General features: G+C 42.3%; 12 protein-coding genes and 2 pseudogenes. 7 read left to right on the top strand and 7 right to left on the bottom strand.

Annotated features, from left to right (window positions below):
- Positions 1-22: 22 nt before the first annotated feature.
- Positions 23-1,082: pseudogene (locus tag ACRWQN_RS02650) on the bottom strand (polysaccharide deacetylase family protein).
- Between the two features lie 14 nt (positions 1,083-1,096).
- On the opposite strand from ACRWQN_RS02650, the gene dinF reads away from it, so the two are divergent.
- The 4 genes from dinF to ACRWQN_RS02630 all read left to right on the top strand — a co-directional run bounded on the left by dinF (position 1,097) and on the right by ACRWQN_RS02630 (position 6,200).
- On the top strand, positions 1,097-2,434 hold the full coding sequence (dinF, locus tag ACRWQN_RS02645; protein WP_434939679.1) for an MATE family efflux transporter DinF: 1,338 nt from the start codon (positions 1,097-1,099) through the stop codon (positions 2,432-2,434).
- An 84-nt stretch (positions 2,435-2,518) separates the two neighbouring features.
- On the top strand, positions 2,519-4,483 hold the full coding sequence (locus ACRWQN_RS02640; protein ID WP_434939678.1) for an alpha/beta hydrolase family protein: 1,965 nt from the start codon (positions 2,519-2,521) through the stop codon (positions 4,481-4,483).
- A 169-nt stretch (positions 4,484-4,652) separates the two neighbouring features.
- Positions 4,653-5,003 (top strand): FKBP-type peptidyl-prolyl cis-trans isomerase, encoded by a 351-nt coding sequence (locus ACRWQN_RS02635; protein WP_434939677.1) that lies wholly within the window; start codon positions 4,653-4,655, stop codon positions 5,001-5,003.
- A 12-nt stretch (positions 5,004-5,015) separates the two neighbouring features.
- Positions 5,016-6,200 carry a winged helix-turn-helix domain-containing protein gene (locus ACRWQN_RS02630; protein WP_434939676.1) on the top strand — a complete coding sequence of 395 codons (1,185 nt, stop codon included), beginning with the start codon at positions 5,016-5,018 and terminating at the stop codon, positions 6,198-6,200.
- Between the two features lie 166 nt (positions 6,201-6,366).
- On the opposite strand, the gene ACRWQN_RS02625 is transcribed toward ACRWQN_RS02630, so the two are convergent.
- Complete coding sequence (locus ACRWQN_RS02625; protein ID WP_434939675.1) at positions 6,367-8,337, bottom strand: DUF2075 domain-containing protein; 1,971 nt, start codon at positions 8,335-8,337, stop codon at positions 6,367-6,369.
- 2 nt (positions 8,338-8,339) lie between these two features.
- A complete protein-coding gene (locus ACRWQN_RS02620; protein ID WP_434939674.1) occupies positions 8,340-8,564 on the bottom strand; it encodes a helix-turn-helix domain-containing protein in 225 nt (74 codons plus the stop codon).
- A gap of 76 nt (positions 8,565-8,640) precedes the next feature.
- Here ACRWQN_RS02620 and ACRWQN_RS02615 point away from each other — a divergent pair, with 76 nt between their 5' ends.
- The 3 genes from ACRWQN_RS02615 (at position 8,641) to ACRWQN_RS02605 (ending at position 11,099) form a co-directional block, all read left to right on the top strand.
- On the top strand, positions 8,641-8,814 hold the full coding sequence (locus ACRWQN_RS02615; RefSeq protein ID WP_434939673.1) for a hypothetical protein: 174 nt from the start codon (positions 8,641-8,643) through the stop codon (positions 8,812-8,814).
- Positions 8,815-8,959: 145 nt separating this feature from the next.
- Positions 8,960-10,273: an ATP-binding protein gene (locus tag ACRWQN_RS02610; RefSeq protein WP_434939672.1), complete on the top strand. Its 1,314-nt coding sequence runs from the start codon at positions 8,960-8,962 to the stop codon at positions 10,271-10,273.
- 94 nt (positions 10,274-10,367) lie between these two features.
- On the top strand, positions 10,368-11,099 hold the full coding sequence (locus tag ACRWQN_RS02605) for a sulfotransferase family protein (protein WP_434939671.1): 732 nt from the start codon (positions 10,368-10,370) through the stop codon (positions 11,097-11,099).
- 33 nt (positions 11,100-11,132) lie between these two features.
- On the opposite strand, the pseudogene ACRWQN_RS02600 reads toward ACRWQN_RS02605, so the two are convergent.
- The 4 genes and pseudogenes from ACRWQN_RS02600 to ACRWQN_RS02585 form a co-directional block, all read right to left on the bottom strand.
- A pseudogene (locus tag ACRWQN_RS02600) lies at positions 11,133-12,582 on the bottom strand (MFS transporter).
- Positions 12,583-12,793: 211 nt separating this feature from the next.
- Positions 12,794-14,158 (bottom strand): argininosuccinate lyase, encoded by a 1,365-nt coding sequence (gene argH / locus ACRWQN_RS02595; protein WP_434939670.1) that lies wholly within the window; start codon positions 14,156-14,158, stop codon positions 12,794-12,796.
- Between the two features lie 144 nt (positions 14,159-14,302).
- The gene (locus tag ACRWQN_RS02590; protein WP_434939669.1) at positions 14,303-15,526 is read right to left on the bottom strand and encodes an argininosuccinate synthase; all 1,224 of its coding nucleotides are present in this window, start codon (positions 15,524-15,526) and stop codon (positions 14,303-14,305) included.
- Between the two features lie 109 nt (positions 15,527-15,635).
- Positions 15,636-16,541, bottom strand: a complete 906-nt coding sequence (locus ACRWQN_RS02585; protein WP_434939668.1) for an ornithine carbamoyltransferase — start codon at positions 16,539-16,541, stop codon at positions 15,636-15,638.
- Positions 16,542-16,543 lie beyond the last annotated feature (2 nt).

The raw sequence follows: 16,543 nt of genomic DNA, 5'->3' as shown, positions 1-16,543 counted from the left end.
GTTTTTATGTGAATAGGTTTCGCTATTCTTCACGCCAAGTACCATCATTTTTAGGTCTTACCCAAGCTTGTGAAAACCAATAATAGCCTGTTTGGGTTTTACTAGGCACAGTACAATTGTAGCGCTTTCGTCCTGCGGGTAAATCGCGCTTCGCCTGCACAGAAAAAGTATTATCATTAATCCAAATAGCAGGCTGACTTCCCTGGCCCTGCACAAAACACATCATTTGGTGCTTATCAATATCAGTGGTGTCGGACGGTTACCTCAAGCAAAGGGCGCCATTGGCCATTTTTTAATTGTGGATTGGTAATGTTTTGCTTAATTACCGGCATGTTCAAGCTGGTAAACTTTAGCTTAAGTTGAGCCAGTTCGGCGTAATCAAAGGCTACCGGGAAACGCGGCAATGCCGTGAGTGATGAATACTGACCTGCGGCACCCGATTGCTGACCCAAGCCGACAAAACCCAACTCATCCAGCAATGAGGTTAACTCAGCATTATATTCACCATATGGATATGCCAGCATTTTCACACTTTGCCCTGTTTGCTGCTTAATTTCAGCTTCTGTTTTCAACAGGTTTTGCCCAACCCGCTGCCGCCATTGCACAGTGGTTTCATTGGCAACATAGCGAATTAAATGCTCATGCCCCCAACTATGATTCGCAATCGTCGCCCCTTGTTCAGTGAGTTTTCTTATTTGCTGCCAATTCATCATCCCCTTATATCCTGCATCAATAGGCTTAACAGAGATAAACACAGTAAATGGGAATTGATGCTTAGCTAAAATAGGTGCGGCATTGTCAATAATGCTGTCATAACCATCATCGAAGGTAATAACGATTTGCTTAAGCGATCCTGTTTGCTGCAATTTTATTTGTTCGACAGCCTGAGTCAGTGACATAACCGTAAAGTCGTTGTCAGCCAAATATTGCATTTGTTCGGTAAACTGAGCTGGGGTAACTGAGGTACTTTTGGGTGTACTGTCAGACACATGGTGGTATTGTAATATCACCACGGCATTGGCCAATGACGATATAACCCCCGTTAATATTGCGCCCGCCACTAACATGACTTTTTTAAGCATAGTGTTTCCCAAATATGTCTGTGTTTCGTTTACTGTTAAATGGCGATAAAAACCGCCAATTAATGGCGCTGGCCATTCCAATGATTTTATCTAATATCACAGTGCCACTATTAGGTTTAGTGGACACTGCGGTCATTGGCCATCTTGGTGAAGCCTATTACTTAGGCGGAGTGGCGCTGGGCAGTACCATTATTACCTTAATAATATGGTTATTAGGTTTTTTACGTATGTCGACCACAGGGTTAGTGGCACAAGCTTTTGGCGCAAACGATCACCATACCCAGCAGCAATTACTTATTCAAGGGGTCAGTTTAGCGCTTTTACTGGCCTTTTTCGCCCTTCTATTCCAACAGCCGATATTGTCATTAGCGCTGCACTTAACTGAAGCCAGCGAGCAAGTACAATTTTATTGTCGTCAGTATGTGGAGATCCGCATTTGGTCATTGCCTTTCGCCTTAACTAACCTAGTGTTATTAGGCTGGCTACTTGGTAGGCAACAACCCAAAGCTGCTATGTGGCAGCTAATTATTGCCAACATTGTTAATATTATTCTAGATGTGGTGTTTGTAATTGGTTTTCAATGGAACGTACAAGGTGCGGCTTTAGCATCGGTGATCGCTGATATGTGTGCATTTAGTGTGGCGGTAATTATGGTTAAACAGCAACTGCAAAAGCAGCCTGGTTTTACCTGGCCACAGTTAACCCAACACTTAAGCTTTACAGGCTTATCACGCTTACTCACCTTAAACCGCGATATATTCATTCGCAGCTTATGCCTGCAAGCGGCATTCAGTTTTATGGCTTTTTATGGCGCAGGGTTAGGTGACGATACCTTAGCCGCTAATGCGGTACTGCTCAATTTATTGATGTTGATATCGTATGCACTCGATGGGGTAGCTTACTACGCCGAAGCAGAGGTTGGCCGCGCTGTAGGACAAAATAACCCCAGCTTATTGTTTGAATCTGTTAGCCTAGCATTTGCCTGGTCAGCGATTATCACCGTTATTTTCAGTGTCTTCTTTTGGTTGTTTGGTCAATATATTATCAACGCTCTGACTAATATCCCCAGCGTACAAAAAACGGCCAGCACCTACCTTATGTGGCTTATCGCCATGCCTATTTTAGCCTTTGGCTGCTATTTATTTGATGGCGTTTATATTGGTGCCGCCCAGGGGCATATTATGCGTAACAGCATGATAATCGCCACCTTTGGGGTTTACTTTCCACTCTGGTGGAGCTTGCAATCCTTTGGCAACCACGCCTTATGGGGCGCATTATGTGCATTTATGCTGTTTCGCAGTATTAGCTTGGGATGGCATTATCATTACCGACTTAAACTAAAATTTGGGTAAATACTCAAAAAGCAGTAAACTTTGATGCATTACACGGTAACATCCTGGTTACATGTCAAAATAACAATTTAGTTTGGATATTTAATGAAACGGACTTTAGCTCTTTTTTCCTGTGCATTTGCATTGTTACTCGCTTTGCTTGTTGCACAACCTTCATTTGCCACTCCCTCTACACCACAACAACTGCCTGTTGAAGCTTTTGCCAGCATTCCCGGCGTAACCAATGTCACCCTTTCACCTGATGGTAAAAACATTGCAACAGTTGTTCGGTTAGATTTAGATACTCAAAAAGGCTCATTAGTTAATATTTATAATGTTGCTTCTGGTAAGTCAGTTTATCCAGTACAAACTGACAACCAAAAATTCACCATTACCGGCTTATCCTGGGCAAGTAATAACATATTATTTATTTATGCCAAGTTTCCAGCCATACGATATGGCACGCCAACCAATGAATGGCGGTTATTTAAATATTCTATCTCTGAAAATGAATTATCAAGTGTGATTAAGCCCATGGTTTTAAAACGTTTTAAATGGGTGCCACAAATTCAATCTGATATTATTGATATGCTCAAAGACGATGATGACCACATTCTGATGCAATTTACTGGATTAGGTAGCAAACCAGAAAATGAAACAGTAATGAAAATTAACCTCACCGACGGCCGCTCAAGTGCTGTGCAATATGCGGTAAAAAATGTCATCGATTGGACGACGGACAAACAACATCGAGTACGAGTCGGCATCTTTCAAGATGACACCCATTATAAAATCATTGAACAAGCCGATAACAATGAAAGCTATCGTACGTTATGGGAATTTGAGGCGTTTGCTGAAAATCAAGTTTGGCCAATGGGCTTCGGTGAAGACCCTAACATTTTATATATTCAAGCCTACCATGAAGGCTATAAAGCTATTTTCAAAGTGAACCTCACTGATCCTAAACTCACCAAAGAGCTGGTGTTTAAGCGCGATAATCTTGATGTCACTGGGGGATTAATTTACTCCAAAGTAAAACAACAAATCGTTGGTGTAAGTGATGGTGCTGACTCGGAATACACTTTTTGGGATGAAGAATATATCGCTCTCATTAATGGCTTGAATCAAGTGTTGCCCGACACCCGCAATTTTATTACTCAATACAGTGAAGACGAGCGCAGTTACATTGTATTCTCTACCAGCGCAACCGACTCAGGCACTTATTATTTAGGTAACAGAGATGCCAAAACATTGATCCCTATTGCTTATCGCTACAAAAATTTATTCCCTGAATTAATGGCCAGTACCGAAAGTATTAACTACAAAGCCCGTGATGGTTTAAATATTGAAGGTTTTCTAACAACGCCAAAAAACGCATTAAAAACTAAACTACCCACCATTGTATTCCCCCATGGCGGACCAATTAGTTTCGACAACAATAGTTTTGACTATTGGACCCAATACTTTGCAAATCGCGGCTACGCGGTATTGCGGATGAACTTTAGAGGCTCAGACGGATACGGCTACGACTTTATGAAAGCAGGTATCAAAAACTGGGGACTTGAAATGCAAACCGACGTAGAAGACGGTACACGCTGGCTTATTGAACAAGGCGTTGCTGACCCTAAAAGAATTTGTATTGCTGGGGCAAGTTACGGAGGCTACGCCGCATTAATGGCCGTTGCAACCACCCAAGATTTATTTCAATGTGCAATTAGTTTTGGTGGTGTGATGGATGTGGAAGACTTAGTCAAGTCACACCGTCGTTACCGCAACTTTGAAATTGTGAAGCAGCAAATTGGCGATGATTATGATGCACTTTATGCCCGCTCTCCTGTCAGTAAAGCCAAAGACATTAATGTGCCAGTGCTATTAATTCACGGCGAGAAAGATCGGGTTGTCGGCGTTGAGCACAGTGAAGATATGTTTGATGCATTAACTAAGTACAATAAAAATGTCCAATTTGTTGAGCTTGAAGATGGCGACCATTACCTTAGTGACAATGCTGACAGACTTAAAACCTTTTATGCTATTGAAGCCTTTTTACAAAAGCATTTACCGGTGAACTAACTTAAACACCACACGCTATTAGAGTGTTACTTAAGCTAACAGCTTTAAATATGCCCGTATCAACTGCTATGATACGGGCATATTTTTTGGCTTTTTAGCCAGTCTACTGGCATCAGACACTCATTAAGAACATTCACAAAAATCGATAAAACAATCAATAAGACACCCTATGACCTCATCAACATTGACAGATTTAATCATCAACGACACCCAAATAGGCACAGGAAAAGCAGCCGAAAAAGGCGCATTAATTACCTGTAAATATACTGGCAAGCTAGCCGACGGCACTGTGTTTGATAGTTCAGATACATTTCAAGTGGTGATATCCGCTAAGCGGGTTATTCAAGGTTGGTATTTAGGTATTATTGGAGACAACCCGATGAAAGTCGGTGGCAGACGTCAATTGTCAGTGCCAGCAAACCTTGGTTACGGTGAACGTCAAATAGGCGATAAAATTCCGCCTCATTCAGATTTGTTTTTTGAAATTGAATTGCTGGAAGTGTTAACCCGTGATGATTAGGCGTAGTCGTTAATGATCTCCCCCTACTCACCTCAACAATGGTTACAGATAAGCTTGCAACAGCAAGGCTTATTGCAATCTTCTGGCTCAGTTGAACAGGTCATTCAACAACTCAGTTATGTGCAAATTGACTCTATCAATGTGGTCGAACGGGCTCATCACCATGTTTTACACTCTCGCTTAGCCAATTATTCTTCCCCCCAACTTGATAGCGCGATGGCCAGCCAAAGCATATTTGAATACTGGTCACATGCCGCGGCTTATCTGCATATCGACGATTATCGATTTAGCTTATACCGCAAACAACAACTGCTACAGGGCGATAAACATTGGTTTGAACCTGAGCATAAAGTCATGCGTGACGTTAAAGCCCGTATTGCGGCTGAAGGCCCTTTAAAAGCCAGCCAATTTCAACACGAGTCTAATAGTAAAAGTGGCGCCTGGTGGGACTGGAAACCAGCTAAAAAAGCCCTTGAACAGTTGTTTATGCACGGCGAGTTGATGGTTGCTAAACGTGATAAGTTTCAAAAGGTTTATGACTTAACCGAACGGGTATTACCCCACCACATCAATACAGCCATTCCAAGTGATGATGAGTTTGCCAGGCATTTAATCAACCGCTATTTATCCGCCCATGGATTTGGCAATTTGCAGCAAATTCAATACTTACGTAAAGGACTTAAACCTTTGCTCAGCAAAACATTGGCACACATGGGCGAGCACGGGGAAATATCACACTTTACAGAATCTAACCAAGATTATTACCATCTGAAAAACTTATCGTTACCTGCTGAAATCCCCAATAAAGTCTGGCTGCTAAACCCGTTTGATAACTTAGTTATTCAACGCCAGAAGCTAAAGCAATGGTTTGGTTTTGACTATCAAATAGAAGTCTACGTGCCTGAAGCAAAACGCCAATACGGTTACTACTCGCTCCCCATACTATGGCGCGACCGATTTATCGGCCGAGTCGATGTAAAAGCAGATAGAAAACAGCGCTGTTTATTACTGCAAAACCTTTATTTTGAAGCAAGTGCATTTGATGCCTCAATCAGTGGACTCAAAGCTAAAGAAGCGTTTATCGAGCCATTTATCGATGCAATTAAACATTATAGCCAGTTCAACCAATGCCAACGTTGGGAATTGATTCAGTGTAATGAACAATGGATAAAACAGCAGTTGGATAACTCGACTTAGGGCTGGAAAACCCAGATAGTAATGAGTGATTAAAGGTTTGTGAGTTAGCCCACCATATCGTCCCCTGCAATACGCCGTAAACCCATCCATGGGGGCTTGACGAAAACATCCTGTTTTCAACAGTTGCAGATGCCGATATGGCAGGCTTTGGTTGAGTTATATAATCCTAAATAATGGTAATACCACAACGTTGTAGAAAATCGAAAGTGTCATCATAAAACTCAGACAGCCTTGTTTTATCAGAGTCATCTCCACTAGGAACAAAAATAACCATCCCTTGCCTCGCTCTAGTCAGCAGCACGCGGTAAGCATTCTCTAAATAAATTTGAGTTTGTTCTTGTTGGCGCTTTTCCCATTTACTTCCGCGAAATCGCCAATGTTCTTTTCCCTTAGATTTAAATCGAAAATCTGCATCCCATGCAACTAAGCACCAATCTAACTCTAAACCTTGCACATCAAACTCAGTCGCAATATCTTCCAAGAAATGAGATGAGCGAATATCTTCTGGCGGACCTAGAAACCAATCTTTAGGTTCAATTTTGTTTTTTACAAAAATACCTTCCGCTTTCAAACGTATTGCATTGGATGAAGCAAGCATGCCAATACTTTCAGTAGCTCGACTCTGCGACTTTATCCACTTCTTTGCAGTGTCTAAATCTCGAGTCACTTTAATAGGATATAAGTGCGAGAACGTAGTGAATAATTTCCAAGCTAATACGCTATCACCATCAATCAAATAATGAATAAAACTTGATAGTTTTTCCGCCCTGAATGACCGCATCGAAGTTGCTAAATGCAAACAGGGTAAGACTGTTCCTTTTGATAAATGGCTAGCGGTTAAATTTGATGCAACATATTCCCCATTTAGTAAATCTGCAGAGTAATAAGCATCCCAATGACTAAATTTTTCGTCTAGCGCATTAAGCCAACCTAACAACCCCACTTCTCCGGTGTTAATTTCTTGCCCTCCACCAACCAGAGCAATAATTACGGCCCAATCTTCGTGACGATCCATGACTTCAATGAGATATTCGGGTTCTGATTTATTAAAGCCTATTTGATTGCGTTTTGTTTGCATGAACTTACTAGTTTGCTCTTTATTCCAAGCTCTTTGTGCCTCATCAAATATTGCGACCTGTTCAGGCGGAACCGCACCGGATAAAGAATCGTCCCTAAACTTATGAATATTTTGAACAAACTGCTCTGTCTGTCGTCGACAAGATGCCAGTGTATCAGCAGTTCTTACTTTTCGATCACGGGCCAAGGCCTCTTGTAACACCGACACTAAAGGGCCATTGCCACTCAAGAATACTGAATACTCTTTCTCTTTTGGGTTTGAATGAGTACTCGCAATATTTAATCCAACAAGTGTTTTACCCGCACCAGGGACACCGGTGACAAAACAAATCACTTTGCGTTTTCTTTCACGGGCGTCGTGTATTAGCTGCAATAATTGCTGACTTGTTTGGCCGATATTTTGAGTATCCGCTTCACTTTTAGCAATATCCTCAACGTTATGTTGAGCATAAAGAGCTTGTGCAGCTTCGATAATTGTTGGAGTCGGTAAGTAACCAGATGTAGCCCATTGGTTGGCATCAAACTCAACCTGCTTTAAAGATGTTGTTATTTGATTAATTGCATTAAGTATTTGACCTGAATGAATAGCAATCGGAGAAGCTACGTTATCAAATGCAAAGTCTAATTTGAATAATGCTTGCAGGGGGGTTGGTTTAGCTAAGTTCGTAGCAATTAAAATGGGCACGATAAACTTATCATGACTGCCATTATGAAAGTTTTTTAGATCGAGTGCATAACCATGGGCTTGCCTTAAATCGGCATGATTAATTTGTTGTGCACCAACTTTGAATTCGATAACAAAGATGACGCCTTTCACCACGAGAACAACATCAGCACGTCGTCCCATTCTTGGGATCATAAACTCAAAAAAGATATGTGTATTATCAGTACCACATAATTTCAGTTCTCTTTTGAGTATATTTATTTCCGCTCCCCAAGCTCTGGATTGCTGATGCTGTAGTTGCTGAGTATGAGCCGCGGATATTTCACCACTTATAGACAAGGCGTTAGCAACTAAAAACTGTTCGAGAGGTGCGGAATAAAATGCTCTGTTAGACATATTTATTCCTTGAACTTAAAATCAAGAAGTTGTTTAGGAGGTAACTCCAAAGCTTCTGCTAGTTTGACAATATTGATCAAACTAACATTTCTTTTCCCTCTTTCGATTCCACTGATATATGTCCGATCTAAATCAGCTTTTAGCGCAAGTTGTTCTTGTGATAATCCCTTTGAAATCCTTAAGCTTTTAAAGTAGGCACCAAATGAAACGAGTATCAAATCTTCCATGAAAAATCCTAAAAAAAGGTTTTCATGATGATGCAAACATGTAGACAATGAGTCTACGGACTATGAGTCACATATTATGATTGTTATGATATTAAACTCACACCAACAACACATACCACGTGCTTCTGCCACCCGCGCCAGTTTTGATCAAACATTGTGGGTCAACAAGCTGGGCCAAATGACGGGTTGTAATGGTGCGGCTGACTTTAGCCACATCCTGACATTGCCGACTACTTATTGCGTCACGTAAAGCCCTTCCCCGAATAGCCAACATACACTTTTATACGCATAAAAGTGTAACTTATTCACACTTTTACGCGCATAAAAGTGTAACCAGTGCGTACTTTTATGTTTATAATGGTCACTAACATTAATTACCGTCGGTTAAAGGCTTTATGAAACGAACTCTACTCAATTCATTAATGACGTGGAAAAACCAACCGGAGCGTAAGCCATTACTGATTGATGGTGCTCGCCAAACGGGTAAAACATTTCTCCTGCAAATACTGTTTGGTAACACATTCGCCAATACGCTGCGTATCGACTTTCTAGAAAACCCTGCTTTTAAAGAAGCATTCGAAAGCTCACTCGCACCTGACGAGTTATTAACAAACATTGAACTGATCACTGGCCAAAGCTTTAACCCAGAAACAGACTTACTTATTCTTGACGAAATCGGCGAGTGCGAGCGCGCTGTCACATCACTCAAATATTTCGCCGAAAAAGCCCCGACTTACTTTGTCGCGGCAAGCGGATCAAACATTGGTTTATTAAATACTTTCCCTGTTGGGAAAGTTGAACAGTACTATTTACGTCCGTTAACGTTCAAAGAATTTGTTTATGCCTCTGAAGAAACGGCGCTAATTAAGGCATTTGACACCCAAGCAAATTCGACGACCGCACACCACATACTAATGGACAAACTCACTGATTATTTCTTTACCGGTGGTATGCCTGAGGCTGTGGCGGCTTGGTATCAATATAAAAATGTCAGCATATTAGAACGTGTTGCAAAGGTATCAAAAATACATGCTGACTTGGTAGAAGGTTACCGACGAGATTTTGGTAAATACGCGGGGAAAGTTGATGCAACCTTGATTGAGTCAGTGTTTAGTAGCATCCCTGCACAGCTCTCTATCGTGATGGATGAGTCGGTTAAGCGCTTTAAATTCAAAAATGTCTACCAACGTAAATCACGTTATAGCGATTTTGAAAACGCGATTCACTGGTTACTTCGTTGTCGCTTGGCACTGGCTAACTATCCGATTGAAGGGGCGCCTAAATCACCACTTGCCGCCTATAAAAAAGACAATATGATTAAACTATTTTTGTTTGATATTGGGCTACTCAGCCATATGCTTGGCAGTAGTTACAAAGAAATAAAACAGCAAAGTTATGAGTACAAAGGGTATGTTGCCGAAAACTTTGTCCAGCAAGAACTGACGGCTATGGGTGTTGACCCTAGCTACTCTTGGAATGATGCCCGCGCTGAAATTGAATTTATCATGGCAACGGATGAGGGTGATATTGTCCCAGTTGAAGTTAAAAGCGGAAAACGCACACGAGCTAAATCGCTGACGTCCTACATTGAAAAGTGCGCACCAAACAAAACGTTTAAGTTAACAGGAACACAAGGTTCTTCGCTATTGGAACAAACACATGTCGTTATGCCGTTATATTACACTCAATATTTACCGACAAAATGGTAGCGTTAGGTTACTACTCGTAAATGGTGTAACCCGTAATTTATATAGCCGATTAATATATAAGTTTATCGTTCAATAACCCAATGCGACTTAATTAATGACATCTAAGCTGACTGAAGTATCGACATCACCACAAGCCGCTAAGCCTAAAGCCGCTTTACCTAAACCCACTGTGCCGAATAAACAGGCCAATAAAGTGTTTATTATTGGCCTACCCCGAACCGGCACAACTAGCATGAGTGTGGCGTTGCTTGAGCAAGGCTTAACGGTTGCACATCAGGCCTTTACTAAGCAGGCGTTTATGTTGGCCGATGCGGTGTCTGATGCGCCATGCTTTAGTGATTATCAGCAATTAGATAAGTTATTTCCCAACGCTAAGTTTGTTTATTTAGATAGGCCAATGGATAAATGGCTACCGTCGATGCAAATGTTGCTGAGTAAGATGATGGTGCATTTAGATAAAGACAATGGCCGTTTTCATCCGATAATGAAACGCAGCTTTAATCATTGTTTTGATATATGGCAGATTGAAGATGTATGTGATGAAGCGCATTTAGCAGGGTGTTATTTACGCCACCAGCAGCAAGTCAGCGATTACTTTGCGGGGCGGGATAACTTTATCAGTATTGATATTGGTCAGCCGAATAGCTTGCAAACCTTATTGACCTTTTTAGGGATAAAAGATGACGATGCTATCGACTTCCCTGTGCTTAATGTCGGTCGCAACGTGGCCAGCTGGGATGAGTATAAACATCCGCATAAAATCAGTAGCAATGCGACTGGCCCTGATAAACGAAAGTTTTTTGATTACACCTTACCTAAACCATAATAGCCATGGCTTAAGTCACCTTAGCTCAATGTATTATTCGTCAGCATTTTCGTGAGGTTTTCGCTTTACGATCCGTTTGGTTACAGTAAGCCAATCTAAACTCACCCCTGATATCGCACTAAATCCCTTAATGCGGAATATGAGTTGCAAAAATTGCGGTCTTGGTCGAATTTTAGGTTCTATCGAACGTGGAATAAACCATAACGTGACCATACAGCGCATCACAGTAGATACAATAAACACCACAAATATCGGGCTAGATAACCATTGATTAAGTCCGGTGAATACCAAGAAGTCATTCGCATAAGTGGCAATAAACCCACCGACCATGGCACCGACAAATACAAAACCTGCACTTAATGATGCCTGTAATGCGGCATAGGTCGCAAAGTCGCTGCGAAAAGGCCGAATGTCGTATAAGTAGTTAGCGGTGCAAAGGGTAAAGCCACTCCATGCCAAGCCTGAAAAAACTTGTAGGGCAATGATATACCCATAGTGATCAGAAAAAATCCACAATAGTGGCAAACAAGGAATTAAGCAGCTAGTGATTATCATCACAATTCTATTGCCATATAAATCACTAAAACGGCCCCAAAATCGCAAAGTAACAAACTGGGTAAAAATGGAGGCGACACTGGCGAACACAAATTCTAAATAGGTAAAATGTAAGTCTTCTAACATGTAAACCGCAAAAAACGGTGCCGATATTGCCACCATACATTGCATGCCGGCGACAAATAAACTGTATTGACGGAAAACCTTATCTGCCCAAGCACTGCGAAAGTTCACCAGCGTCTGGGTAAAATAGCCTTTCTCTTTCGCGCAGCAAGGCTCGGGATCATGCATTTGCAGTAATAACCATGCAGAGACTAATCGCCCCATAAAGGCGATTGAAAACAGCAAACTAAATCCTAGCCAGGCCATTTGATAACTGTCGGTAAGACTTAAAATACCGCCACCAACAAAAAATACACTCAAGGACGCTGCCATAGTTAATCTGGTGCGGGCAGCAAAAAAGGCTCCCCGGCGTTTGTCGGGCACTATCGCCCCCATCCACGCGCGCCAATGGGGCTGAATCAAGTTAATAAAACCGTGGTATAACACCGCTAAGCCAATAAACATCCACACCGCATTATCAGGCCTGAGGGCGGCGACTAATCCCATTGCCAATACCACCAGCGCTTGTAAGATGGCTGATGTGACAATAAAAAGTTTACGGCTAAAGTGACTGGCTAACCACACTGACAATAACTGCGATATCGCACCAAATAATTGCGGCAATCCGGTAACAAAACCCATTTGCCCCATGCTGGCGCCTAAAAATATGGCATAAGCATTAAAAAAGTTATCACTGGTGGCGGTCATGGTTGATGACGCTATGGCTTCTTGTTGAGAACGGCGCAACGTCCGTCCGCAGCCACGACAATCTATCGCGACTGCGTGAACAAGGGTTAGTGCTGCTAGACGAATGTTCTAAAGCCATAAGATGTATGAATGCACGCCATTGATAAGTGATTGATTAACGTTACTGTTTAAAATTATGGCTGATAAGTGTCCAGCTAACAATCTATAATGATCACATAATCCGCTATTATCATTGTAAGCTTTTATGTTTACAGTGCTGTTTGAGCCCTATAAACATAAAAGCCCTGCTGGTATCCACCAGCAGGGCTTTTTGATAAATAACGCTATAGTTACGCTTTTTTAGCCGCTATTGCAGCTTGCACTTGGTTAACTGCGGTACCACCTAGTACATCACGTTTTTCTAAACACGCTTCGATGGTGAGGTTTGGATACACATCATCGCTAATCACTTGGGCAAATTTTTGTAGCTCAGCAACGGTTAACTCTTCAATCGGCTTTTGTTCACCAATGGCAAATACCACCACCTCGCCCACTACATGATGTGCTTCACGGAACGGCATGCCTTTGGCGACAAGGTAGTCAGCTAGCTCAGTCGCATTAGCATAACCTTGTTGAGCTGCCACTAGTGCTTGCGGGCGATTAACTTTTAAGCCCGACAACACTAATGCGGCCATGTCTAAACAAATTGCCCAACTGTCGACCACATCAAACAAACCTTCTTTGTCTTCTTGCATGTCTTTATTGTATGCCAATGGCAAGGCTTTCATTGTGGTTAAAATACCCATTAAGCTGCCATATACACGGCCGGTTTTACCTCGAATAAGCTCTAAGGCATCCGGGTTTTTCTTTTGCGGCATCAATGATGAGCCAGAAGTGACTTCGTCGGCTAATGAGATAAAATTCGCTTCGCCAGAGTTGAAGAAAATTAAGTCTTCAGCCATACGGCTTAAATGCATCATGCTGATTGACGCTGCGCTACATAATTCCACCACGTGATCGCGATCTGACACGCTGTCTAAGCTATTCAGTGTTGGGCGAGCAAAGTTTAACGCTGACGCTAACGCATGGCGATCTATCGGGTAGGCTGTACCAGCAAGTGCACCAGAACCTAGCGGGCATGAATCGGCACGCCCCAATGCATCTTGCAGACGGCTAATGTCACGTTCATACATTTCAACATAGGCTAACGCCCAGTGACCGAATGTTACCGGTTGTGCACGCTGTAAGTGGGTGTAACCTGGCATAACGGCATCGACTTCACGTTCTGCTAAAGCAATTAACTCCGCATGCAATGTACCTAAACGAGCCAGCAGTGCTGCACCTTCTTTTTTACACCACAGTTTTAAATCGGTAGCAACCTGGTCGTTACGTGAACGGCCAGTATGGAGTTTTTTACCTAAGTCACCCACTTTGGCAATCAGCTTTTGTTCAACAAAGCTGTGAATATCTTCGGCGCCGTTGCTGATAATGGCTTGGGGATCGTTCCCCACTTCCACCAGCAATTCATTTAATGCCGCTTTTAAATCACTACATTCTTTGGCTGTAATAATACCTACGCTAGCAATGGCATCCGCCCAGGCAATTGAACCGACAACATCCTGTTCAAATAAGCGGTAATCCACTGGCAATGAGTCATTAAATAATTTGAAAAGTGCACTAGTTTCACCCTGAAATCTTCCGCCCCATAACGCCATGTCGGTATCCTCTTTTTTGCTATTCAATTAAGTCGATTAGATCAATATTGTCTTCTTGTAATCACTCTTTAAGCACTCTTTTGTAAGATTAAAAGTGATTACAAGAAGGGCGCTTTACAGCGCCCTTTTTAGATTGCTTAAGGTTTATTTCGTATTTAGCGCGCGAATACGGCTAGCTAATGAATATAAACGAATAAAGCCTTCTGCGTGTTTTTGGTCATACACGTCATCTTCACCAAAGGTAGCAAAAGCTTCTGAATACAAGCTGTTTGGTGAGCGTTTTTTAACTGGTGTAGCTTGGCCTTTGTAAAGCTTGATCACCACATCACCATTTACTGATTCAGCTAGCGACTCAGATGCGGCAATAAGTGACTTACATAATGGCGTAAACCAACGACCGTCATAGACTAAATGCGACATTTGGGCAGCGATCTGCTCACGCCAGGTACGGCTAGTTTTATCTAGCACTAACTCTTCAATGGCACGAAGACCTGCAAACATCACAGTGCCGCCGGGTGTTTCATAACAACCACGTGACTTCATGCCGACTAAACGGTTTTCAGTAATGTCGATACGCCCTACGCCATGTTTACCGGCAATGTCGTTTAACTTCATTAATGCGGCATACGGCGATAATGCTTCATCGTTTACATGGGTAATACGACCATGTTTAACCGCAAGCGACACATATTCTGGCTCATTCGGCGCATCTTCGGGGGCTACGGTTAATGTCCACACGCCTTTTGATGGCTCGTTCCACGGGTCTTCTAACTCGCCGCCTTCGTGAGAAATATGCCATGCGTTAGCGTCGCGGCTATAAATTTTAGTGGCCGATGCTGTAGTTTGAATTTTACGCTCGGCTAAGTAATCGAGCAGATCTTCACGGCTACGCATTTCCCATTCACGCCAAGGCGCTATGACTTTTAAGTCCGGTGCTAGGGCAGCAAAACAGCCTTCAAAACGTACCTGGTCATTACCTTTACCGGTACAACCATGACATACGGCGTCTGCGCCGACTTTACGGGCAATTTCAACCTGTGCTTTGGCAATAATTGGACGCGCCATTGAAGTACCTAACAAGTAAGTGCCTTCATAAATCGCGCCGGTAGCAATGGTTGGATAAATATAATCAGCAACAAACTCTTCTTTTAGGTCAACGATGTAGCATTCTGATGCCCCTGAAGCGATGGCTTTTTCGTGTAAGCCCACTAATTCCTCTTCGCCTTGACCTACGCCGGCACAAAAGGCCACGATTTCACAATCATCATAGGTTTCTTTTAACCATGGGATGATGGCTGAGGTATCTAACCCGCCTGAATAAGCGAGGACGACTTTTTTAACGCCGGTTTTTTTCACTGCACTAGACATGTTTGTTTTCCTACAATCGATTACGTATATTTTTATATGTGAATAACGCTATAAGCATTACTCACTGAATCATTTCATTTATTTATAATATGGCTCACTTAATAAGTAATTAACTTAATAAGGTGACCAATACAGCATTTTGGGCGTGCATACGGTTTTCCGCTTGGTCTAAAACTAATGACCCTTTGCCATCGATAACGTCATCCGTTACCTCCACACCGCGATGAGCAGGCAAACAATGCATAAAGTATTTAGCACCTGCTTTAGCCATTAATTGGGCATTAACCTGATACGGGCTAAAGCGCTCTTTTATTTCAGCTAAAGAGGTTTCATCACCCATTGAAATCCAGGTGTCGGTATAAATGGCATCATGGCCTTCAATAAGATTGATATCAGCAGATAATGTCAGTTTACCGCCATTTTGTGCCGCTAAGGCTTGTGCCTCGGTAACCACTAATGCATCAGGGAAATACCCTTCAGGACAAATCACAGTCATGGTTAAGCCTAAAATAGCCGCGCCATATATCAATGAGTGGGTCACGTTATTACCATCGCCCACATACGCTAACCTTGCCTGACTAATATCGTCAAACTGTTCAGATAACGACAAAAAGTCAGCCAGCGCTTGGCATGGGTGGTATAAGTCAGATAACGCATTAATTACAGGTACACTACCGTAATGAGCTAATTTTTCTATTGTACTGTGCAGGTATGTTCTAGCGACAATGGCATCGGCCCAGCATGAAATATTAGTGGCAAAATCCGCCACAGATTCGCGCTGACCTAAAGCACCGTTTTGTTGGTCAAGGTACAAACAATGACCACCTAACTTGTTGATGCCAATATCGAAGCTTACTCGGGTGCGCAGTGATGGCTTTTCAAAAAGCATCACAACGCTTTTTCCATCTAAAGCGCGACGGTACTCAGCAGGATTAGCTTTCATTTTTTTAGCTAAAGCTAAAATATCCAGTAACTGAGTTTGAGATAACTCTTTTATCGACAACAGGTGCTTCATAA

This window comes from Shewanella sp. HL-SH8 (genome assembly GCF_051165765.1).
Lineage (GTDB): Bacteria > Pseudomonadota > Gammaproteobacteria > Enterobacterales > Shewanellaceae > Shewanella > Shewanella glacialimarina.
The sequence above is the reverse complement of the archived record's forward strand: the minus strand, read 5'-3'. Positions and strand labels throughout refer to the sequence as shown.